This is a genomic window from Streptomyces sp. NBC_00341, from assembly GCF_041435055.1.
Classification (GTDB): domain Bacteria; phylum Actinomycetota; class Actinomycetes; order Streptomycetales; family Streptomycetaceae; genus Streptomyces.
Genome location: NZ_CP108002.1, coordinates 8,168,173 through 8,188,971, shown reverse-complemented (window position 1 = coordinate 8,188,971; position 20,799 = coordinate 8,168,173). Strand labels below are relative to the sequence as shown.

General features: G+C 67.7%; 16 protein-coding genes and 1 pseudogene. 4 read left to right on the top strand and 13 right to left on the bottom strand.

All coding sequences use genetic code 11. The annotated features are described in order from the left end of the window. Positions 1-106: 106 nt before the first annotated feature. Both OG892_RS36555 and OG892_RS36550 read right to left on the bottom strand, forming a co-directional pair. Positions 107-622 carry a hypothetical protein gene (locus OG892_RS36555; protein WP_371631330.1) on the bottom strand — a complete coding sequence of 172 codons (516 nt, stop codon included), beginning with the start codon at positions 620-622 and terminating at the stop codon, positions 107-109. Between the two features lie 178 nt (positions 623-800). Then, positions 801-1,322 carry a nuclear transport factor 2 family protein gene (locus OG892_RS36550; protein ID WP_073734154.1) on the bottom strand — a complete coding sequence of 174 codons (522 nt, stop codon included), beginning with the start codon at positions 1,320-1,322 and terminating at the stop codon, positions 801-803. Positions 1,323-2,265: 943 nt separating this feature from the next. Here OG892_RS36550 and OG892_RS36545 point away from each other — a divergent pair. After that, a complete protein-coding gene (locus tag OG892_RS36545) occupies positions 2,266-3,537 on the top strand; it encodes an acyl-CoA dehydrogenase family protein (protein ID WP_073734155.1) in 1,272 nt (423 codons plus the stop codon). A gap of 116 nt (positions 3,538-3,653) precedes the next feature. Here the strand turns inward: OG892_RS36545 and OG892_RS36540 are convergent, their stop codons facing one another. Together OG892_RS36540 and OG892_RS36535 are read right to left on the bottom strand one after the other, a co-directional pair. Then, on the bottom strand, positions 3,654-3,911 hold the full coding sequence (locus tag OG892_RS36540) for a hypothetical protein (RefSeq protein WP_371631329.1): 258 nt from the start codon (positions 3,909-3,911) through the stop codon (positions 3,654-3,656). After that, on the bottom strand, positions 3,908-4,552 hold the full coding sequence (locus OG892_RS36535) for a TetR/AcrR family transcriptional regulator (RefSeq protein WP_073734157.1): 645 nt from the start codon (positions 4,550-4,552) through the stop codon (positions 3,908-3,910). Before OG892_RS36535 ends, OG892_RS36540 begins: the two co-directional genes overlap by 4 nt. A 118-nt stretch (positions 4,553-4,670) precedes the next feature. Between OG892_RS36535 and OG892_RS36530 the strand changes: the two genes are divergently transcribed. Beyond that, positions 4,671-6,413: a CocE/NonD family hydrolase gene (locus OG892_RS36530; protein ID WP_073734158.1), complete on the top strand. Its 1,743-nt coding sequence runs from the start codon at positions 4,671-4,673 to the stop codon at positions 6,411-6,413. A gap of 141 nt (positions 6,414-6,554) precedes the next feature. Here OG892_RS36530 and OG892_RS36525 read toward each other — a convergent pair whose 3' ends face one another. From OG892_RS36525 to OG892_RS36505, 5 genes are all read right to left on the bottom strand, one after another. Next, the gene (locus OG892_RS36525) at positions 6,555-7,421 is read right to left on the bottom strand and encodes an SDR family oxidoreductase (RefSeq protein ID WP_073734159.1); all 867 of its coding nucleotides are present in this window, start codon (positions 7,419-7,421) and stop codon (positions 6,555-6,557) included. 715 nt (positions 7,422-8,136) lie between these two features. Further along, a complete protein-coding gene (locus tag OG892_RS36520; protein WP_158072227.1) occupies positions 8,137-8,274 on the bottom strand; it encodes a hypothetical protein in 138 nt (45 codons plus the stop codon). A 133-nt stretch (positions 8,275-8,407) separates the two neighbouring features. After that, positions 8,408-9,466, bottom strand: a complete 1,059-nt coding sequence (locus OG892_RS36515) for a hypothetical protein (protein ID WP_371631328.1) — start codon at positions 9,464-9,466, stop codon at positions 8,408-8,410. A 647-nt stretch (positions 9,467-10,113) separates the two neighbouring features. Beyond that, positions 10,114-10,953: a TetR/AcrR family transcriptional regulator gene (locus OG892_RS36510; protein WP_073734161.1), complete on the bottom strand. Its 840-nt coding sequence runs from the start codon at positions 10,951-10,953 to the stop codon at positions 10,114-10,116. A 175-nt stretch (positions 10,954-11,128) separates the two neighbouring features. After that, positions 11,129-11,758: a TetR/AcrR family transcriptional regulator gene (locus OG892_RS36505; protein WP_371631327.1), complete on the bottom strand. Its 630-nt coding sequence runs from the start codon at positions 11,756-11,758 to the stop codon at positions 11,129-11,131. Positions 11,759-11,941: 183 nt separating this feature from the next. On the opposite strand from OG892_RS36505, the gene OG892_RS36500 reads away from it, so the two are divergent. Together OG892_RS36500 and acs are read left to right on the top strand one after the other, a co-directional pair. After that, entirely contained in the window at positions 11,942-13,096 is a 1,155-nt protein-coding gene (locus OG892_RS36500; RefSeq protein WP_073734163.1) for an NAD(P)/FAD-dependent oxidoreductase, read from the top strand. 251 nt (positions 13,097-13,347) lie between these two features. Beyond that, positions 13,348-15,315, top strand: a complete 1,968-nt coding sequence (gene acs / locus OG892_RS36495) for an acetate--CoA ligase (protein ID WP_371631326.1) — start codon at positions 13,348-13,350, stop codon at positions 15,313-15,315. 66 nt (positions 15,316-15,381) lie between these two features. On the opposite strand, the gene OG892_RS36490 is transcribed toward acs, so the two are convergent. The 4 genes and pseudogenes from OG892_RS36490 to OG892_RS36475 all read right to left on the bottom strand — a co-directional run bounded on the left by OG892_RS36490 (position 15,382) and on the right by OG892_RS36475 (position 20,748). Further along, positions 15,382-16,089 carry a GntR family transcriptional regulator gene (locus OG892_RS36490; RefSeq protein ID WP_158072228.1) on the bottom strand — a complete coding sequence of 236 codons (708 nt, stop codon included), beginning with the start codon at positions 16,087-16,089 and terminating at the stop codon, positions 15,382-15,384. 374 nt (positions 16,090-16,463) lie between these two features. Next, a pseudogene (locus tag OG892_RS36485) lies at positions 16,464-16,562 on the bottom strand (methylmalonyl Co-A mutase-associated GTPase MeaB); the annotation flags it as partial. A 164-nt stretch (positions 16,563-16,726) separates the two neighbouring features. Beyond that, a complete protein-coding gene (gene scpA / locus OG892_RS36480) occupies positions 16,727-18,940 on the bottom strand; it encodes a methylmalonyl-CoA mutase (protein ID WP_371631325.1) in 2,214 nt (737 codons plus the stop codon). Beyond that, positions 18,937-20,748, bottom strand: coding sequence for a methylmalonyl-CoA mutase family protein (locus OG892_RS36475; RefSeq protein ID WP_371631324.1), 1,812 nt, complete (start codon positions 20,746-20,748; stop codon positions 18,937-18,939). Before OG892_RS36475 ends, scpA begins: the two co-directional genes overlap by 4 nt. Positions 20,749-20,799: the final 51 nt, after the last annotated feature.

Here is a 20,799-nt window from a genome sequence, read left to right as displayed (position 1 = left end):
GCCGCCGGCCGTTTCCACCGACAGCTACGAACATCCCTCGAATAGTCTCTGCGGCACCCGCAGACCTGCAGCCGTCGGCGAGTCCGTTGGCCCGCCGTGCCGTTCCTCAGGCGCGGGCCGCTGCCGAGGCGACGATCCAGTTCCTGAACTCGACGGCGAAGTGCCGGAGATGATGCTCCAGAACACTCTCCGGGCACGAGGTGGGCAGGTAGACCGTCAGACTCGACGTGAAGCCTTCAGCGGTGTCACCGAACTGAATCAGCACACGCCCCACGACCGTGCCGTCGGCAAGGTAGAGATTTGTGGCCTTCTTGTACGGGAACTCCGCTTCCGGGAGGCGCTCGTCCGCGTCTGCGGCCCATGCCATTGCCTCGGCAGACCAACTGCCCAGGTAGAAGGAGCAGATGTGGGGGCCGACGTTCTCGACGATGTGGACCGTTCCGTCCGGCTGCCCGACCATCACGTAATGCTCGGGCTGCGCGTCCAGGAGCACGTTCTCGTCAGCGAAGGCCTTGTCCATCCAGGCCACGAACTCGCCGGCCGAGGTGCCTCGCGTCGCAAGCACCGTCGTACCGCATGCGAGCGTCACGACTGCGGGCGGCGAAATCTGGCTTTCAGTCATCCTTGAGGCTCCATCGGTAAAACGAGTGCGAGCAATCGCTCGCAACGGGAGCACGTCGAAGCACACGACGCGCTGAAGGACCAACACGACGTTCAAGGGAGCCGGCCTGACGTCGACTCATATCGGAGGCGGTGCGCGGCGAGAGCCTCAAGGCCCCACGCCGCGCACGCCCGGCGGCCTACTTGGCCTGGATAGCCTTGTGGAACGCGACCCTGCCCTCCTCGATGTGCTGGCGCAGGACGTTCGTCTTCATGTCGGGGTGGTGTTCGGCGTTCGGCTCGGGCACCGAGGGGTTGCCGGCCCAGGACATCAGCCGGCAGACACGGTGCCGGATCCGCCATCCCTGCTCGGTCCGGACCAGTTCGTCGTCGTACCAGCCGGTCCCCTGCCACGTCGGGCCGCCGTCGGCCGCCTCGCGCACAAGCAGCCAATTGCCATAACTGAAGGCGTGCGCCTTGTCACCGTCGACATGTACGAGATGACCCATCATCGTGTGCTGATGTCCGTCCAGCCCCGCATGGAACTCGGCAAACGAGCGCTTGAAAGTGGCGAGCCCCTCCCAGGCGTTTCCGGCAGGACCAAATTCAGCGGTCACATCCTCCGCGAAAACGCGGTCGAACAGGTCCCACTCGTGGGCATCAAGCGCGAAGCCGTAGAGATTCAGGACTTCGATAATGGCGGCCTTGTCGTGTTCAACCATTGTTGCGCTCCTCATCCTTCAAGTCGCCAGTGGGGCACTCCCGATGCCAGCTGTGAAGCACGCGCTCAGTGGCGGTCCGACTGTTACTCGGCAGCCGCCGGAGCATGGAGCGCGGCCCGAGGAGTGCACTCCGTCCCCTTGCCGGCGAGGTGCAGTCCCGGCCGTCCGCCCTGAAGCGCAATGCGTGCGGCTGCGTGCGGTACGGGTCGCGAGTCGACCACCGAGCGACGACTCAGCGGCCCGTTGACCCCGCCGGTTCGGCATCCGAATTACCTTCCGTCACTTCCGACGACGGCTCAAGGCCGACGAAAGGGTGGCGGACGTGGGCACCATCATCGAGAGCCATGGAGAAACTGTCAACACTTCATGTCCTCCGAGTTACATCGCCCTACCGCCCGCGCGGAACCGACCGGGAGGACAGGCGACACGCAGGCACCAGAGGCCTGAACCCCTCACGCACCCACACGCGGCGTCACCACGCCCGGAGCTCGACCCCAGGGCTGTATCACGCACGAGTCGACACGCCGGTCACTATCGGTGCACGACACATGGCCGAGAATAAGGATGTCGAAAATGTTGACACTTTAAAGTGCGCCTTCTACGGTGCGATTGAGGGCACCGTTTTACCCGCCGGGCGGTGGGTGGCCGGGAGCTGCCATCAAACGATCACTATTCGCTGCGGCCCCGCCACCGCCTGTCCTTCAGGGTTCATCACCACCGCAACACCAGCGGCACACGCGGTGGCCCTGCTCCGGACCGGACCGCTGCCCGGCGACCGGGCGACCGCCTCGGGGGTCACCTCGGACGACGATTCCCATGAACAGACATCCGGCCTCCGGATGCCGCAGGTCAGAGCCACAACTGCACGAAGGCTGAGAGTTCGAGCCGGCAAAAGCGCGGTCGGACCCTCACCCGCAAGAATCGACCACAGGAGATATCGACGATGGTTGCGACTCACCCCACGTCCGAGAGGCTGACGACGGTCCTGGAGAAGGTCCGGGCGCTCGGGCCGGACCTGAGGAAACGCGCGCTGTCTGCGGAACGCGCGGGCCGGCTTCCCGACGAGACCATCGCCGATCTGGACGCGACCGGAGCGTTCGACATCGGCAGTCCCGCGGAGTTCGGCGGCTACGAGCTGACCGTTCGGGAGCAGTTGGACGTCGTCTCCGAGGTGTCCAGGTGGGACGGCTCGTGCGGATGGACCGTATGGGTGGGGGCCTCGACGAACTGGATTCCCGCCGGTTCGGGGGCTCAGGTGGTCGAGGAGGTCTTCGGCCCCGCGTGGGTCGGACCGCGGGTCGCCGCCTCAAGCCACTTCCCGGCCTCCAAGGGGCGCGCACAGCGGGTCGAGGGCGGCTGGACCATCTCCGGCGGCCCCTGGACGTTCGGCAGCGACTCGCTCTGGGCACCCTTCACCAACCTCGGCTGCATCGCCGACGACGGCGAAGGCCCCTACCTGGTAGGCGTTCAGGTCCCTCGCGCCGAACTCCGGTTCCTCGACGACTGGCAGGTCGCCGGCATGCGCGCCACCGGCAGTGTGTCCATCACGCTCGCAGAGGACCGGCTCTTCGTTCCGGAACATCGCGGCGTCGACTTCCGGCATGTCGTCGGCGGCTCTCTCGACAACGGCCTCAAGGGTGCCCTCTGGAAGGCGCCGACCCTCGGCTGGGCGTTCAGCCTCATGGCGGGGATGTCGATCGGCCTCGCCCAAGGTGCACTGGACAGGTTCCTCGAACGCGCCGCCGGCCGGCCTCTGCGCGGCACGACGTACAGGAATCAGCTGGAAGCGCCGCTCACACACTTGATGCTCACAGAGGTTCATTCGAAGATCCGCTCAGCGACGTTGCTGACCCGCGCCAACGCCGATGAGACCGACCGGCTCGGAGCACTCGCCGCCGCCGGAACGCCGGCCGAACCCGAGTACATGCAGATGTTCAGTGCGCGCGTCCTCGCCGAGACGGCCTACGCGGCCAAATGGTGCGCGGAGGCGATCGAACTGCTCCAGCGGAACTCCGGCTCGACCGCGATCATGGAAAGTGAGCCCATTCAACGGGCTTGGCGGGACGCCCGTGTCATCACGTTGCACGGAGCCCTCAACCTCGAAGCCCTGTCCGAGAACTACGGCAGGCTGATGGCGGGATCCCAGCCGCACAGGTTCGAGGGGATCACCACCCTGGACCGCTTCGCGCCGGTTGCTCCGAACAAGGCCGGCTGAGTTCGCGGCGAGGACGCGGCCGGCCCTCGGTCCCGGGCACTGCCAGGGAACACGTGACTGGCACAGCGGCAATGCAGGCCGGGGAGCAGGCGGCAGTGCCGCCTGCCCCCCGGCCGCTACGACGTGCTTCCGGAGCGACGAGTCAGAGCCAGCGCCGCCACTTGAAGACGCTCCAGAGGACGCGCGTCCTCGACGGCCAGGGGGTGCAGCCCGACCCGGGCCGCGGCCGCCTCCAGCTCGTCCGCGCCCGGGTCCATCAACCCGATCCAGGCGACACCGCCCGACCGTTCCAGGTCGTCGGCGGCGTCCTCCAGGTCCGGTGGGCACGGGGTGGGGCGCCCGTCGACGTAGATGCGCCCGTCGATCGCCGTCATCGGTCCGCCGCCTTGTCATCGGCCGATGGCATCGGCACGAGCACGCTCTGCACGGCGGGCCCGACAAGGGCGATCAGCTGCTCACGCTCCACCCCGGTGAGCGTGGGGACACCGACGACGCCTCGCCCCACCACGAGCCCGACAAGCATCGACGACACGATCCCCACCCGGAGCGTCAAGTCGTCGCCGACGGAGCGCGACGCGAGAGCGTCGACCAGCAGTCGTTCCTGGAGGAAGCCGCGCAGCTGCTCGTTCGCCTGATCGTTGGCGATGGCACCCCGGAGCATCGCCATGAGCGGCTCCGAGCTCCGTACGTCCTCCTCCCACACCTCGAGGAAGGCGCGGACGACACGCTCTCCGAGGCCGTCGTCCGCACCCTCGAACGCGGCACTGAAGCGTGTCAACGCGTCAGCGGGCACGGACATGACGGCGGCGAACAGCTCGTTCTTCGACCGGAAGAACTGCATCACCAGCGACGCGTCCACGCCGGCGTCGGCCGCGACCCGCCGGATCGTCGTCGCTGTGAAGCCGTCGGCTGCGAAACGGGCGCGGGCCGCGGCGAGGATCGCCTGCCGCGTCGTGTTCGTTCCCGGCCGTCGTCCGAGACGGCCGGTCGCGGTGGGAGTCGTGTGCGCGGTCATGTGCCAAAACTACCCCCGGACCATGATCTCAACAGCTGTTGAGATCTTGCGATCACGGACGTACGCTCGCATCGTGGACAGAGCCGGTCCACGGACGCAGAGATGCGAGGAGTTCACCATGAGTGATGTCCAGAAGGTATTCACGCCCTCTCAGCCACTGGAGCCGGGTGGCCGGTACGGAGTACTGAGCGGCTACGAGCCCGGTTCCCGAACACTGGAGGCGGGCTTTCAGATCGCCCCGCCGTTCAAGCCGCTCCCCCTCGACATCGTGCTCGACAAGGACGTGCCGGTCACACTGCGCGACGGCGTCACGATCAACGTCGATGTATTCCGTCCCGCCGGCACAGAGCGGGTGCCGGTCATCGTGGCGTGGAGCCCGTACGGGAAGGGCCAGGGCTCGTCCGCCAGCGTGATGGGCATCTTCGGCATGGTCGGGCTCGACAACGGGATCGTCTCGGGCCTGGAGAAGTTCGAGGGCCCGGACCCCGCGTACTGGTGCGCGCAGGGCTACGCGATCTGCAACCCGGACATCCGGGGCGTCGCCAACTGCGAGGGCGACAGCGTCGTATGGGACCGGCAGGAGGGGCGCGACTGCTACGACCTCATCGAGTGGCTCGGCGTCCAGGACTGGTGCACGGGCAAGGTCGCCATGAGTGGCACGTCCTACCTCGCGGTCTCCCAGTGGTTCACCGCGGCCGAACAGCCTCCGCACCTGACGGCGATCAACCCGTGGGAAGGCGTCAGCGATGTCTACCGCGACCTGGTGATGCGCGGCGGCATCCCCGACACCGGCTTCGCCCGCCAGCTTCAGGACAACAGCTTCTACGGCAACGGCCAGAAGGAGGACATCCTCACGGAGGCCGACCGCTACCCGCTGGTGAACGACTTGTGGGAGAACAAGATCCCGCTCTTCGACCGGATCAACGTGCCCGCGTACGTCGTCGCGAGCTACTCCAACACACTGCACACCGCAGGGACCTTCCGTGCCTGGCGGCGCATGGAGTCCACGCAGAAGTGGCTGCGCGTCCACAACAGCCAGGAATGGCCCGACTACTACGACGAGGCGAACGTGGAGGACCTGCGCCGGTTCTTCGACCACTTCCTCAAGGGCGAGGACAACGGGTGGGAGCAGACGCCACGCGTGCGCTACTCCCTCCTCGATCTGCAGGGCGGCGACCGGGTGAACATCCCGGCGGAGGAGTTCCCGCCGGCGGACGTCACGCCGGTGAAGTACTACCTCGACGCCCGCTCACGGACCCTGGGGACCGCGGTGCCCGACACCGGGGCGACGGCGGGGTACCCCGTCGGGGCCAACCCGGACACGGTGTCGTTCGTGACGCGCTTCGACCAGGAGACCGTCCTCGTCGGCTACCCGAAGGCGCACCTGTGGGTCGAGGCCGAAGGCGCGGACGACATGGACCTGTTCCTCCTCGTCCAGAAGCTCGACGCGTACGGCACGCCCCTGCAGCAGTTCACCGTGCTCAACCAGGGCGCGATGATCCAGGACGTCACCGAGCGAGGCGCCTCGATCCTTCGCTACAAGGGGACGGACGGGCGTCTGCGCGTCTCGATGCGGCGTCTGGACGAGAAGCTGTCGACGGAGGAGATTCCCGCCCACAGCTTCGACCAGGTCGAGAAGCTCTCGCCCGGTGAGGTTGTCGATGTCGAGATCGACCTGCTCCCGGTCGGGCTCGCCTTCCACCCGGGCGAACAGCTCCGTTTCGTCATCAGCAGCCGGTCGCTCCTGGGCACGATGATGCCCGGAATCCGCGAGTACACCACCGAATTCGGCGGACGGCATGTCATCCACACGGGGGGCGACCGCGCCTCGTACGTGCAGCTTCCGATCAAGCCCGCGTGACCGAGGCTGGGTCTGCCCCTCCCTGTCAGGTGGGGCAGACCCAGCCGGTGGACGACGGCCAGTATCAGGCCGGCCCGACTCGCGATTGCGGTGAAGCGTTCACAGGCGTGAGCAAACGAACCGGCACCACCCGCCGCAGCCCTACGAGTGACCTTCCAGCTCTCGCTGGACGAACTGCTTGAAACTGGTCGGATTTCGGCCGAGCAGCCACGTGAGCACATTCGGGTTTCCCACGAAATCATGACTGCTGTAGCGCTTACTGATCGCTCGCGCAGCGCCGGTATGATACGGGAAATTGATTTCGTGGTCCGCGCCATGTGACGCCGCCGTGAATTGATCGGCATCGATTCGTTTGGCGGACACCTTGCGCCCCAGCACTTCGGAGATTGTCTCCGCGATGTCGTACGCCGTGTAGCGCCCGGGCGCGACCAGTTCGTAGGTCGCCCCCGCATGACGATCACCGTCGGTGAGAACGGCGGCGGCCACGTCGGTGACGTCCCCCAGATCGACCATCGACTGGTATCGCTCGAGCGCCCACGAGAGAAGGAAGACGCCTTGCTCCAGAACAGGCTTGAGCCTGTGCCGCAACATGTAGTTGGCGGGCTGCAGAATCGTGAACTCCAGCCCGGAGGAAAGCAGATACTCCTCGAGATCGCGCTTGATTTCATGCTGAGTAAGATCGGTAAGAATCGCGTGCAGCACTGAGCTGAACACGAAATGCTGCACGCCGGACTCGCGAGCGGCGTCAATGGCCGTAAACCCCATCTCCCGCTCCTTCGGATGGAGGGTCGGACCCACGTAGTAGACCTTCTCCACCCCCTGCATGGCACGTACCATCACCCCGGGCTCCGCGATATCGCCGACGACGACATCAGTCACTCCAGCAGAACGAAGAGACTGTGCCGATTCCTCGGAGCGAACACAAACTCGAAGCTCCTGACCCGCGGCCAGAAGACGCGGGACCAGGAGCTTTCCCTGATTGCCATTGGCGGCGGTGACCAGTATCACGAATCCATCTCCTTACACACATTCATCTGGTGACTTGCCCGACGATCCAGGGGATTTCAATGACGCACGGCCTCGCTCCGGTGGTCCCACCGGAATCTGAATTCGAGCCGGCACCCGCGTGCCGCACGCTGCCCGCGCATCGATCGGAAACCTGCCGTGGCGGATACGGCACGATTACCTGCGCGTCGCACCCCGGCACCGGGATCTCCCCCGCTACTTCTGCGACGGCAGAGGCGGGGGCGCTAGTACCATCATCAAGCACCATCGATAAATGTCAACACTTTACGTCGAGGTGGCACTCGCGCCTTGAACCAAGAGGCGCGGTAGAGATCTCACGAGACGTGAGATCTGCATGCAGACTTTGCGCTTTGAGACGCTGACGCTCCTCAGCCGCCCCAGGATCGCCGCTGATTCCCCTAACGCCAATGCGTACGCGCGCATCGCATCCCATCGAAAAATGTTCACAATTTGTGTGAGTGTGATGCCCCGGACTGATTTCACCCCCACACCTGAGCGGCGGGCGGAAGTCCAGAGAACAGCATCTCCCCCGCCCTCGACCGTTCGACCTGGCGGCTCGGGCTGACAAGGACGGGCCGCCCGCTCAAGGGGCGCGGACGGGAACGCCACGCGCTGCACGAGCACCCGACCTCCAGGGAATCCGCGTATGTGGCGGCAGCAGCCTGGCCGCCCGGAATGCCGGGCCGCTCCGCCGCGCTCACGCCGGGGCGGCGGGCAGGGCGGAGCAGGGGTGGACCTCGATACACATGGTCGGCTCGGCGAGGAGGCCGATGATCTCGTAGCCCAGTTCCTTGCCGGCATCGACCTCATCACCTCGGGCATCACAGCTGGGCACGCGCACTGTCGCCTGCTGACGCCGGCTCCATCTCACCCTCCACCCCCTTGAGGGGCCCGGCCGCGTCCGGGCCCCTCAAGGGGGTGGAGCAGCCCATTCCCTCAGTCGCCACCCCACTGAGCAACCGAGCGTGTCAGCGGCCCGACGCGACAGGTGCCGGCTGCGGGTCGGCCGGAGTCGACTGCCGCACGACGACGGACTCGGACGGTGCCTGCGGACTGCGCCGTCCCCGCCGGTCGGCGATGAGTGCGAGGGCGACTCCGAGGATGATCCATCCGGTCAGGACGAGGGCAGGGAATCCCGCCGTCGCGCCGTCGAAGAAGGCATTGGTGCGCAGGAGACTGCCGGCGGCACCCGGAGGGAGGAACTGGCCGAGAGCGGCCCAGCCCGAGGGGAGCCAGTGGGGGCCGGTGGCCAGTCCCGACAGGGGATTGCCCAGCAGCATCATCAACGCTCCGCCGAAGGCGAAGCCCCCCATGCGCAGGAGGGCCTGGAGCCCGAGGAGGGTGGTGGACATGGCGGTCATGCCGAGGACGACACCGAAGGCGTTCATCCAGTAGTCACCACCGATGGAGTGGGTGGCGAACTGAAGGACCGCTGCGACAGCCACGCCCGCGACCAAGGAGAACAGGACGGCTCCGGCCAGCCGGGTACGCAGGCCACGATGTCCGGGGAAGACGCCGCCGAGAATCAGGGCCGGGAAGATTCCGCCGAAGATCATCGGCATCAACGCCGCGGTGAGGCCTGAGCCACGAGGGTCGTCCGCGGTGAAAGGCACCAGGTCGTGGACGGTCGCGGCAACGTGCCGGTCCGCGGCCAGGGTGTCGCCCAGAGCGGTCACAGCGCCGGTCGCGGAGGGGGCGCCCGCCGTGGCGGTGTAGACGTCGAGCTTGCCCGGCTGCAGGGCCAGGCCGCCGACGACGTCCTGATCCTCGATTGCCGCCTTGAGCTCCGACGTACTGGCGTACACGTCGACGTCCCACGTATCGCTGTCGAGAGTTCGCTGGAGGTCCTGCGCGGCCTGCTGGGTTCCGGTAACACCGATGGGGACGTGGTGGGGGCCGCTGTGCAGCGAGGGCAGGGCGAAGGCGCACAGCATGGTGGTGATCAGCGCTGCCAGGCCGAGGACAACGATGACCAGCTTGCGGTGCGTGCTCGTGGGTGCGGGGGTGGAGTGGCCCATAAAGATCATTTCCGATCACCCGTCCCGCCTGCAAGGAAGGCGGTAGGGGTCGCGATGTGTACGGGACGGCGGCCGGGCGACGCAAACACATCGCGGCTCGCCATTCATTATTTTGATACCCGATTACAGCCTACGTACATAGAGGTGTCAAGTTTCGCACTGCGGTCACGCGAGTTGCCCCGTTCCGACGTGGGTCTACCGGCGTCGTCACATCAGGGGCCACTCGCCAGGCGGTTTGGCGTCAACCGTGCGCGACGCATCGTGCAACTGGACGGCGCCAGAAAGGCGTTGGATGGTGCGGTGCAGCCCGACACCGCGAACGGCCGTGCATGCGACCATGTCGCCGCGGCGAATTGGTCGTATTCGCCGACCGGAAGGGTGATCGAGGATGTGGGGGGTGCTGACGTGAAGACGTCACGCTCGCCGTGCTGAACTTCGGGTCTTCCCCCGACGAATGTGCAGGGCACGGGGTCGCGCCGAATACGCCTCGACGGCAGACGGCCGGCGCACTTCACCGCACCGCCCGGAGGAGCCGGTACACCACTAAGTCACCCGCAGCTCGGAGGGTGCCGGAACCGTCCCGTCGGCCGGAGTCCAGCACGGGCGCCGGGCACGATGAACCCGCCCGGCTCAGCCGCAGCCCGTCAGCGCGCGAGCTACTCCTGCGGGCGCACGCCCGCCGCCACGGGAAGAGCGACGGCGCGGAGGAAGGCCTGAGCGAACGTGTCCACAGCCTCCTCCTTCGTGGTCAGGTACTCAGCGGCGACCTGACCCGTAACGGGACGCAACAGGAAGTGCAGGAGAAGTGGGCTGACCATCTGCTGGATCAGCAGAAGGAGGGGGAGATCGCGGATTCGCCCAGCGGCCACTTCCGCGGCAAGCCACTGCCCGAGCCCGGCCAGCATCCGGGGGGTGAGGTTCTGGAAGGCGAACTGGACGCTTGCGTCCCCAGGGCGAGCGAAGACCTCGGCCAGCAGAGCCGGCAGCACGCGCGGTTCACGCTCCATGGCGTCGCCGAGCAGTCGGTAGAGCTGGTGCACGGTTGCTTCCAGGTCGCCGTGCGGCCCGGCCAGGAACGCCTCGACGTCGACGATCGGACTGTAGCGATCGAACACGGCACGGAGGAGTTCGTCACGCCCCCCGAACGTGACGTAGAGACTGGGCACCGAGCACTCCGCCGCCGCCGCCACCCGCTCGAACGTGACCTTCCCCAGCCCCTGCTCACTGATCAGAGCGCCCGCAGCCGCGATCGCACGCTCCTTGACCGGTTTCCGGCCTCCGAGGTCGACACCGGCAGCCCGCAGCGCCTCGTCCAGGGAACGTCGGCTGCCGCCCAGCCTGCGCAGCAGCGTGCTGCGGGACATCCCTGCTTCCTGGGCGATGTCCCGCAAAGTCACGTCGGCCGGAGGCACATCGCGCGCCCCGGCGGCCCGCAGCGTAGCTTCGACGATCTCTTGAGGGACACAGTCGATCGCCGACTCGTTGATGCGTGACATATTGCCTACTATATCCCATAGTCGAATTCCGAGCCATGAAGTCGGACCGGGCGCGTCGGCCTTGCCGGTCACCCTGTCCACATCGGGTCGCGGCCCAGGCGCCCCGGGCTCCCAGGTCCACCGGAACCATGGACGAAGCCGCTTTCCGCGGTGCGGCGCCTACGCGGAGGCGCCGTCAAGCGGACGGCGCCTCCGCCGTGGCGTTCAGGCCGTTCAGGAGAAGGTCGAGTCCGGCGATGAACTGGTCGCGGTCGTCGTGGTCGCGCAGGTTGGCGGCGGTGCGCGCCAGGAAGGGGTAGTCGTCGGGATCGAGCCCCTCCCAGCCTTCGGCAGTCCGGGCGAGGAAGGCCTCCCGGCCGACGGCCGCATCGGCGGTGATGCCGGGGGCGACGATCTGGGCGCTCACGCCGGTGATGTAGTACGAGATCGCGGTGGCGACCGCGAAGTGCCGTTCGGCCGGCACCCCGACCCGCATGACCAGGCTGCCGATGCGGTCGAGCAGGCGCAGGGCGTTCGCCAGCGCGGCCGGTGCCGTGACGTGCGACGCCGCCCACGCATGCCGGTCAAGGGCGTCGAAGACGGCGACCGCCAGCGCGCGCAGCCCTACGGCTGCATCCTCCTCGGCGCACGGGACCGCGGCAAAAACCTGACCGAGGACCTGATCGGCGGCCAGGGCGACAAGCTCGTCCTTGTTCGCTACGTGCCAATACAGCGCGCCAGGCCCGGTGTCGAGCTCCTTGGCCAGCAGCCGGAACGTGAGCCCTCGCTCACCACGCTCGTCCAACAGCGCGACGGCTGCACCCACGATGATCTCTCGCGAAAGGGCGTCGGTCCGGCCTTTCCCGTCGGGTGCTCTTCCTCGCGTGCGTGGCATGTCCTCATTTTGACACACCCTGGTCCCGCGTTCCATATTACTTATGGAACGCGGGACCATTTAGGTCTCATGGCAGCTGCCCGGCGCCCCATCCGCACGGAAACGAGGAAGACCATGAAGACCACCACTCATCACCCGATCACCATCGTCGGCGCCGGCCTCGGCGGCCTGACCCTCGCCCGGGTCCTGCACGTTCATGGCATCCCCTCGACGATTTACGAGGCCGACGCCTCGCCCGAGTCCAGGACCCAGGGCGGCCAGCTCGACATTCACGAGGACGACGGGCAGCGCGCACTCGCCGACGCCGGACTCACCAACGAGTTCCGCGCGATCATCCATGAAGGCGCCGAGGCCCTGCGCGTGCTTGACCAGCACGGCAAGCTGCTGCACGACGAGCCCGACGACGGAACGGCACGGCGTCCCGAGGTCCTTCGCGGAGACCTGCGTCGCATCCTGCTCGACTCCCTGCCCGCCGGAACGGTCCAGTGGGGGCGCAAGATCACCGGCGTTCGACCCCTCGGCCACGGCCGGCACGAGCTGACCCTCGCCGACGGCACGACCGTGACCAGCGATCTACTGGTCGGTGCCGACGGCGCGTGGTCGAAGGTCCGCCCGTTGCTCTCCGACGCCAAGCCCGAGTACATCGGCACCACCTTCATCGACACCTACCTGCACGACGCCGACGAGCGGCACACCGCGGCGGCCGGGACCGTCGGCGTGGGTGCGATGTACGCGCTGACCCCGGGCAAGGGGATCGTCGCGCACCGCGAAGCGGGGAACATCCTGCACACGTACGTCGAGCTGACCCGGTCCGCCGAGTGGATCGGCAGCATCGATTTCAGCGATGCCGCCGCGGCCACCGCTCGGGTAGCAGCCGAGTTCGACGGGTGGGCACCGGAGCTCACCGCGCTGATCACCGACGGCGAGACCGCACCGGTCGCGCGCATGATTCACGCACTTCCGGACGGGCACCGATGGAACCGCATGCGCGGGGTGACGCTCCTCGGCGACGCCGCACACCTGATGCCGCCGTCCGGCGACGGCGCAAATCTGGCCATGTTCGACGGCGCCGAACTCGCCAAGGCGATCGCCGCGCACCCTGACGACGTCGAGGTGGCACTCACCGCCTACGAAGAGGCGCTGTTCGCCCGCACCGTCCCCTTCTATGCCGACGCCCACGAGATGCTGGACCTGTGTCTGGGCGACCGCGCCCCGTTCGGGCTCATCGACCTCTTCACCGGCGAACCGCAGGACACCCCTATGGACTGAACCTCGATTACACAGTAGGTTAATGAAAGTGTCACGCATCACGAGGCGTCGGCGATCGTCGCCGCACATGAAGGCCCTCGACCGGACGCCCGTGCGGACACTGCCCAGGAGGCCTCGACTCCCCCGCAGAGCTCCGGGTGGAAACGTCGAGCCAACGGCAACGGCCGAGAACACCGTTCGGCGTGCCGTGCGGTAGCTGGGCGAGCGGTGCACTCCGCATCGTGCAGGTACGTGAAGGAGAGCGAGTAGGTATGTCTGCAGCACGCGACGACAGGGCGGTGGTCAGCGCGACGGTGGCCGGCTCCCAGCAGCGGCGGTTTGCACCGCCTGCCGATCTGGCCGCGAACGCCAACGTCACAGCCGAGGCGTACGAGCAGGCCGATGCGGACCGGCTGGGCTTCTGGGCCGAGCAGGCCCGCCGCCTGACCTGGGCCACGGAGCCGACCGAGACGCTCGACTGGAGCAACCCGCCCTTCGCGAAGTGGTTCGCGGACGGCAAGCTCAACGTCGCGTACAACTGCGTGGACCGCCACGTCGAGGCGGGCAACGGCGACCGCGTCGCCATCCACTTCGAGGGCGAACCCGGCGACAGCCGTGCCATCACCTACGCGGAGCTGAAGGACGAGGTCTCCCGCGCCGCCAACGCGCTCACCGAGCTCGGTGTCGGCAAGGGCGACCGCGTCGCCGTCTACCTGCCGATGATCCCCGAGGCCGCCGTCGCGATGCTGGCCTGCGCCCGCATCGGCGCCGCCCACTCCGTGGTGTTCGGCGGGTTCTCCGCGGACGCGATCGCGACCCGTATCCAGGACGCGGACGCGAAGGTCGTCATCACCTCCGACGGGGGTTACCGGCGTGGGAAGCCCTCCGCGCTCAAGCCCGCGGTCGACGAGGCCGTGTCCCGGATCGAGAGCGTCGAGCACGTTCTGGTCGTCCGGCGCACCGGGCAGGACACCGCGTGGACCGAGGGCCGTGATGTGTGGTGGCACGAGATCACCGCGCGGCAGTCCGCCGAGCACACTCCCGAGGCGTTCGAGGCCGAGCAGCCGTTGTTCATCCTCTACACCTCGGGGACGACGGGGAAGCCGAAGGGCATCCTGCACACCTCCGGCGGCTACCTCACGCAGGCGGCCTACACGCACCACGCGGTCTTCGACCTCAAGCCGGAGACGGATGTCTACTGGTGCACCGCCGACATCGGCTGGGTGACCGGGCACTCCTACATCGTGTACGGGCCGCTGGCCAACGGTGCGACGCAGGTCATGTACGAGGGCACCCCCGACACCCCGCACCAGGGGCGCTTCTGGGAGATCGTCCAGAAGTACGGCGTGAGTATCCTCTACACCGCGCCGACCGCGATCCGCACGTTCATGAAGTGGGGTGACGACATCCCCGCCAAGTTCGACCTGAGCAGTCTCCGGGTCCTGGGTTCGGTCGGTGAGCCGATCAACCCCGAGGCGTGGATGTGGTACCGCAAGCACATCGGCGCCGACACGTGCCCCATCGTCGACACCTGGTGGCAGACCGAGACAGGCGCGATGATGATCTCGCCGCTCCCCGGCGTCACCCACACCAAGCCCGGCAGCGCCCAGCGCGCCCTGCCCGGCATCAGCGCCACCGTCGTCGACGACGAAGCACGTGAGGTCCCCGACGGCGGAGGCGGCTATCTCGTCCTCACCGAGCCGTGGCCCTCGATGCTGCGCACCATCTGGGGCGACGACCAGCGGTTCCTCGACACCTACTGGTCGCGGTTCGAGGGCAGGTACTTCGCGGGCGACGGTGCCAAGAAGGACGAGGACGGCGACATCTGGCTCCTGGGCCGCGTCGACGACGTCATGCTCGTGTCCGGGCACAACATCTCCACCACCGAGGTCGAATCCGCCCTCGTGTCGCACCCGGCCGTCGCCGAGGCCGCCGTGGTCGGCGCCGCCGACGAGACGACCGGCCAGTCCATCGTCGCGTTCGTGATCCTGCGCGGCACCGCAACCGCCTCCGAAGAACTCGTCGCGGAACTGCGCAACCACGTCGGCACCACCCTCGGCCCGATCGCCAAGCCCAAGCGCGTCCTGCCGGTCGCAGAACTGCCCAAGACCCGCTCCGGCAAGATCATGCGACGCCTTCTCCGCGACGTCGCCGAGAACAGGGAACTCGGAGACGTCACCACCCTGACCGACTCATCGGTCATGGACCTCATCCAGACCCAGCTGCCCGCCGGCGCCTGACCACGGAACGCGACGCTCTGGCGTCCGGCCCTCTCCGAACGCACCTTGCCCGCCCAGGTGGTGCGGCTACCGGCCGCACACAGCGGAGAGGGCCCTGCGTACCCGCACGGGCTCGAACGTGGGTGATGCCATGGAGAGCACCACGAGAGCCGTTCGGCCCAGGTGGTTCGCCAGCGCCAGGGCGGCGGCATCCGGGTCGCGCGCCATGACCGCCTCGGCGATCTTGTGGTGCTGCTCGCTCGTGCCGGCTTGCCACTCGAGCGGATTCCAGGTGACGAAGGCCATGCGATACCGCGTGGCATGGTCGGACAGCAGGGCGAGTTCCCGCTCCAGGCGCTCGCCGGAAGGGTGGACCAGCGCGCGGTGAAACGCTTCGTGCGGGCATTCCCACTGCTCAACGTCGCCAGTGCGCGCCGTCTCGTCCATCTCGTGCAGTAGCTGGTCGATGCGGTGAAGATGTTCCTCAGTCATCCGCGGCACGGCGATTCCTACAGCCAGCGCTTCGAGACTGATACGCATGGCGTACAGCTCGTCGAGGTCGTCGTCGCTGAACGTCGCCACCCGGGCACGGTGCTGGGATTCCTGCTGGATGAAGCCCTCACGCTGCAGAATTCTGAGCGCTTCACGCAATGGCCCGCGGCTCACCCCGAGCTGCCGGGCGAGCTCGACCTGGGACAGAGGATCTCCGGCCCGCAGTTCGCCGCGCATGATCGCCCGCCGCACAGCATGATGGGCTCTGCTCACCTCGTCGGGATGGGCGAGCTTGTCCGCCACCTCGACCGACCCTGCTGTCATCGTGTGCTGGCCTCTCCCACGCTTCGACGTCCGATCGGTCTCTAGACCGCGGACTGGTTGCGGTACTACCGTAGCCGACTCGGTCCGCAGGACTGCCGACACTTTCCGATGACGTCGTCACATGACCGGCGCGACATCACAGTCCTGCCACGCCTACCGCACCGAGGAAACAACCTCTTCGCGCACCATGCACTGCAAAATGTTGACACCACGCTACGATGCGACGGCGCCCTCGCCCTCCGAACGACATCGCGATCCTCGTGAAGGGCGTCCAGATGTACTCAGCGGCCAGCGCGGGCGTCAGCTCTCCGCTTCTGACCAGTTCTTCCAGTGCCGGCACCAGGGACCGGACGTCTGGATCGGGACAGAGCCTCCGTCTCGTGCGGACCGTCGGCCTTGTTCACTGCGATGACGTCGGCCAGCTCCAGGACACCCTTCTTGATGCCCTGCAGAGGACGGGTCCACGGCGAGCACGGCGACCCGGTTCAACCGGGTCAACAGCCGCTGGGCCAGCTCCCTCTGATCGGGCTGGGCGGACTCGACGAGTGTGACAGCACGCGCGACAACGGCCCGCCTGCCGGCGAACACCCCTCGACGTACATGTCGAGATCGAGCTTCATGACGTTTCGGTCCCGGACAGAGCCTCGTGGCCGAGTGAGGCGCCGAGCCGCGTCACCAGATCGTGGGCCGCGTCCGGGATCACCGTCCCGGGCGGGAACACGGCTGCCGCACCTGCCTCGTGCAGGGCCTCGATGTCGGACGGCGGGATGACTCCGCCGACCACGATCATGATGTCCTCGCGACCTTCGGCGGCGAGTTCCTCGCGGAGTGCGGGTACGAGGGTGAGGTGGCCGGCGGCCAGGGAGGAGACGCCGACGATGTGCACGTCCGCCTCGACCGCCTGCCGGGCGACCTCGCCCGGCGTCTGGAACAGCGGGCCCACGTCCACGTCGAAGCCCAGGTCGGCGAAGGCGGTCGCGATCACCTTCTGGCCGCGGTCGTGCCCGTCCTGGCCCATCTTGGCGACCAGGATCCGCGGCCGGCGTCCCTCGGCCTCCTCGAACGCGTCGACCAGCGCGCGGGTGCGGTCCACCGACGGTGACTCCCCTGCCTCGTTGCGGTACACACCCGAGATCGTACGGATCTGGCCCGAGTGCCGCCCGTACACCTTCTCCAGCGCGTCCGAGATCTCGCCCACCGTCGCCATCGCCCGCGCCGCGTCCACGGCCAGCGCCAGCAGATTGCCCTCCAGCCCCGGGCCGGGCTCCCGGCCCGCCGCGTCCGTCAGCGCGCGCAGCGCGTCCTGGCAGGCGGTCTCGTCCCGCTCTTCGCGCAGTCGGCGGAGCTTTTCGATCTGCTGGGTGCGGACCGAGGTGTTGTCGACCTTGAGGACGTCGATCTTCTCGTCGGTCTCGACGCGGTACTTGTTGACGCCGATGACCGGCTGGCGTCCGGAGTCGATCCGGGCCTGGGTGCGGGCGGCGGCCTCCTCGATGCGGAGTTTGGGGATACCGGCGTCAATGGCCTTGGCCATGCCGCCCGCCGCCTCGACCTCCTCGATGTGCTGCCAGGCCCGCCGCGCCAGGTCGTAGGTCAGCTTCTCCACGTACGCGCTGCCGCCCCAGGGGTCGATGACCCGGCCCGTGCCGGACTCCTGCTGGAGCAGCAGCTGAGTGTTGCGGGCGATGCGGGCCGAGAAGTCGGTGGGCAGCGCGAGCGCCTCGTCGAGGGCGTTGGTGTGGAGCGACTGGGTGTGGCCCTGGGTCGCGGCCATCGCCTCCACACAGGTGCGGGTGACGTTATTGAACACGTCCTGCGCGGTCAGCGACCACCCCGACGTCTGCGAATGGGTGCGCAGTGAAAGGGACTTGGGGTTATTGGGCTCGAACTCCTTGACCAGCTTGGCCCACAACAGCCGGGCCGCCCGCAACTTCGCGATCTCCATGAAGAAGTTCATGCCGATCGCCCAGAAGAACGACAGCCGGGGCGCGAACGCGTCCACATCCAGGCCGGTGTCGCGTCCGGCGCGCAGGTATTCGACCCCGTCGGCCAGGGTGTAGGCCAGCTCCAGATCGGCCGTCGCCCCGGCCTCCTGGATGTGATAGCCCGAGATGGAAATCGAGTTGTAGCGCGGCATCCTCTGCGAGGTGAACGCGAAGATGTCCGAGATGATCCGCATCGACGGCTTCGGCGGATAGATGTAGGTGTTGCGGACCATGAACTCCTTCAGAATGTCGTTCTGAATGGTCCCGGCCAGCTTCTCCGGCGGCACGCCCTGTTCCTCCGCGGCCACGATGTACAGCGCCAGCACCGGCAGCACCGCCCCGTTCATCGTCATCGACACCGACATCCGGTCCAGCGGGATGCCCTCGAACAGCTGGCGCATGTCGTAGATCGAGTCGATCGCCACCCCCGCCATGCCGACATCGCCGGTCACCCGGGGATGGTCGCTGTCGTAGCCCCGGTGGGTCGGCAGATCGAACGCGACCGACAGCCCCTTCTGCCCCGCCGCCAGGTTACGGCGGTAGAAGGCATTGGACTCCTCAGCGGTGGAGAACCCCGCGTACTGCCGGATCGTCCAGGGCTGATTCACATACATCGTCGGGTACGGGCCCCGCAGATACGGTGCCACCCCCGGATACGTCCCCAGGAAGTCGATGCCCTCCAGGTCCTGCCCGGTGTACAGCGGCTTGACCGGGATGCCCTCCGGCGTCTCCCAGTGCGGGATGCCTGTCGGGGCCACATCCTTCAGGGCCGTCTGCCACTCATCTGCTCCGCCGTCGACGGACGGGACTCCCAGAGCGATCCCGGAGAAGTCGGGGATATTCATCGGGACACTCCCATGCGGTCGAGGGCGGCTGACAGGGCGGCGACCGCATCACCACCGGCGAAGACATAGGCGTCGACGCCCAGGTACGGTCCCGGTCCGCCCGTCAGGAGGACGTACTCCGCGCCTTCGGTTCTGAGCTCCGAGGCGACGGTGGCTGCCTGGGCTTCGTAGTCCTCGTCGCTGCCACAGATGCAGGCATGGTGTGTCCCGCTCTCGGCGAGACGTCCACCCGTGACGGGTTCGATGCCGCCCGCCTGGAACAGGTTGGCTGCGAAGGTGAGGCGAGCCGTGTGCTCCGCCACGGTTCCGATACCGGTCAGGTATATCCGCGGACGGCTGCCGGTCGTTGCGAAGTGTGCGTCGGAGCGTGCACGCAGAACGTCGAACTCGTCGTCGCGCCGGACGCGGGGCAGTCCGCCGGTCGACGACCGGTGGCCTGGCGTACGTGCCACCGGATTCTCGGCCAGGTGCGGGAACTCGCTGACTCCGGTGATCGGTTCCTCGCGTGTGGCGAGTCGCCTCGCGCGGGCGGACCAGGTTGCGGCGAGCTTCTCACCGACCATGCCGGACCGGACAGCTTTCCGCTGCCCGCCCGTGCGCTCAATGGCCTGGAAGAAGTCCCAGCCTGCGTGTGCGAGTTGGTCGGTAAGGCTCTCCACGTACCAGGAACCGCCTGCCGGGTCGATCACCCGTGACAGATGCGACTCCTCGATGAGGATGGCCGACGTGTTGCGGGCGATCCGTCGAGCGAACCCGTCGGGCAGGCCGAGTGCGTCGTCGAACGGAAGCACGGTGACGGCGTCCGCGCCGCCCACACCTGCCGAGAGCATCGCGATCGTGGTGCGCAACATGTTCACCCAGGGGTCCCGACGCGTCATCATCACCGATGAGGTCACGACATGCTGGAACTGGCCTCCCCGGTGAGGGATACCGCAGGTCTCCGCCACGCGCGCCCACAGCCGCCGTGCGGCCCGCAGCTTGGCGATGGTCAGGAACTGGTCAGCAGTGGCCGCGTAGCGGAACTCCAGCTGTGAGGTGGCTCGTTCGACGCTCAGCCCCGCCCGGGTCAGTTCACGCAGGTACGCGACGCCGGTCGCCAGCGAACACCCCAACTCCTGGGCGGCCGAGCCACCGGCTTCGTGGTAGGGCAAAGCGTCCACGGTCAGCGCTCGCAGTCCGGGATACGTGTCGGCACAACGCCGCGCCAGATAGGCAGCCATTTCGAAGTCGAGCACCTCACCGGTACGGGCCTCGTGGCCCAGCGGATCCGCGCCCAGATTGCCCCGGGCATCCCCGCGCGCCACCCCCCGCGCCTCGTACAGGCGCAGCAGTTCGGCCGACGCCGAGGCGGTCTCGCCACCCGCGTCGAGGGCGACCGGTGCCAGGGCGAGATGCACGCCGTCAAGAACCCGGTTGAGCGCGGTCGCGGGGATGCCTTCGGAGCCCACGACGAGCCAGAGCGAGGTGACGCCGTTCTCCAGATCGGTCAGGACGGCGGAGTTGTCCGACACCGTGTGCCGCTGCCGCACGTCCCAGCCGGCGTCGCTGTTGCCCGCGGCACGCGCCCCGCGTACGAACGGGGCGAGACCGGGGAATCCTGGATCGGGTGCCGCGTCGTCTGCCGTGTACAGGGGCTGGGTGACGATCCCGTCCTCCACGAAGGTCGACAGAGCTTCATCCACGGTGAAGTCCGCGGACTCCTCCCCCGCTCTGCGCAGGACACCGCGCACAAGGGCCTGCCACTGCTCGGGAGAGGCGCTGGGGAAATCTCCGGCAAGCGGCAGGCCTTCGTCAGGCAGAACTGTCATGGAGGCCCTCACAAGATCGTTGGTAGCGATGGCGTCTCCCCAGCCGGTGGG

Bases quoted from the DNA above. Each gene is read 5' to 3' on its own strand.
- OG892_RS36555 (WP_371631330.1), bottom strand. From the start codon at position 622: ATGACTGAAAGCCAGATTTCGCCGCCCGCAGTCGTGACGCTCGCATGC.
- OG892_RS36550 (WP_073734154.1), bottom strand. From the start codon at position 1,322: ATGGTTGAACACGACAAGGCCGCCATTATCGAAGTCCTGAATCTCTAC.
- OG892_RS36545 (WP_073734155.1), top strand. From the start codon at position 2,266: ATGGTTGCGACTCACCCCACGTCCGAGAGGCTGACGACGGTCCTGGAG.
- OG892_RS36540 (WP_371631329.1), bottom strand. From the start codon at position 3,911: ATGACGGCGATCGACGGGCGCATCTACGTCGACGGGCGCCCCACCCCG.
- OG892_RS36535 (WP_073734157.1), bottom strand. From the start codon at position 4,552: ATGACCGCGCACACGACTCCCACCGCGACCGGCCGTCTCGGACGACGG.
- OG892_RS36530 (WP_073734158.1), top strand. From the start codon at position 4,671: ATGAGTGATGTCCAGAAGGTATTCACGCCCTCTCAGCCACTGGAGCCG.
- OG892_RS36515 (WP_371631328.1), bottom strand. From the start codon at position 9,466: ATGATCTTTATGGGCCACTCCACCCCCGCACCCACGAGCACGCACCGC.
- OG892_RS36510 (WP_073734161.1), bottom strand. From the start codon at position 10,953: ATGTCACGCATCAACGAGTCGGCGATCGACTGTGTCCCTCAAGAGATC.
- OG892_RS36500 (WP_073734163.1), top strand. From the start codon at position 11,942: ATGAAGACCACCACTCATCACCCGATCACCATCGTCGGCGCCGGCCTC.
- acs (WP_371631326.1), top strand. From the start codon at position 13,348: ATGTCTGCAGCACGCGACGACAGGGCGGTGGTCAGCGCGACGGTGGCC.
- scpA (WP_371631325.1), bottom strand. From the start codon at position 18,940: ATGAATATCCCCGACTTCTCCGGGATCGCTCTGGGAGTCCCGTCCGTC.
- OG892_RS36475 (WP_371631324.1), bottom strand. From the start codon at position 20,748: ATGACAGTTCTGCCTGACGAAGGCCTGCCGCTTGCCGGAGATTTCCCC.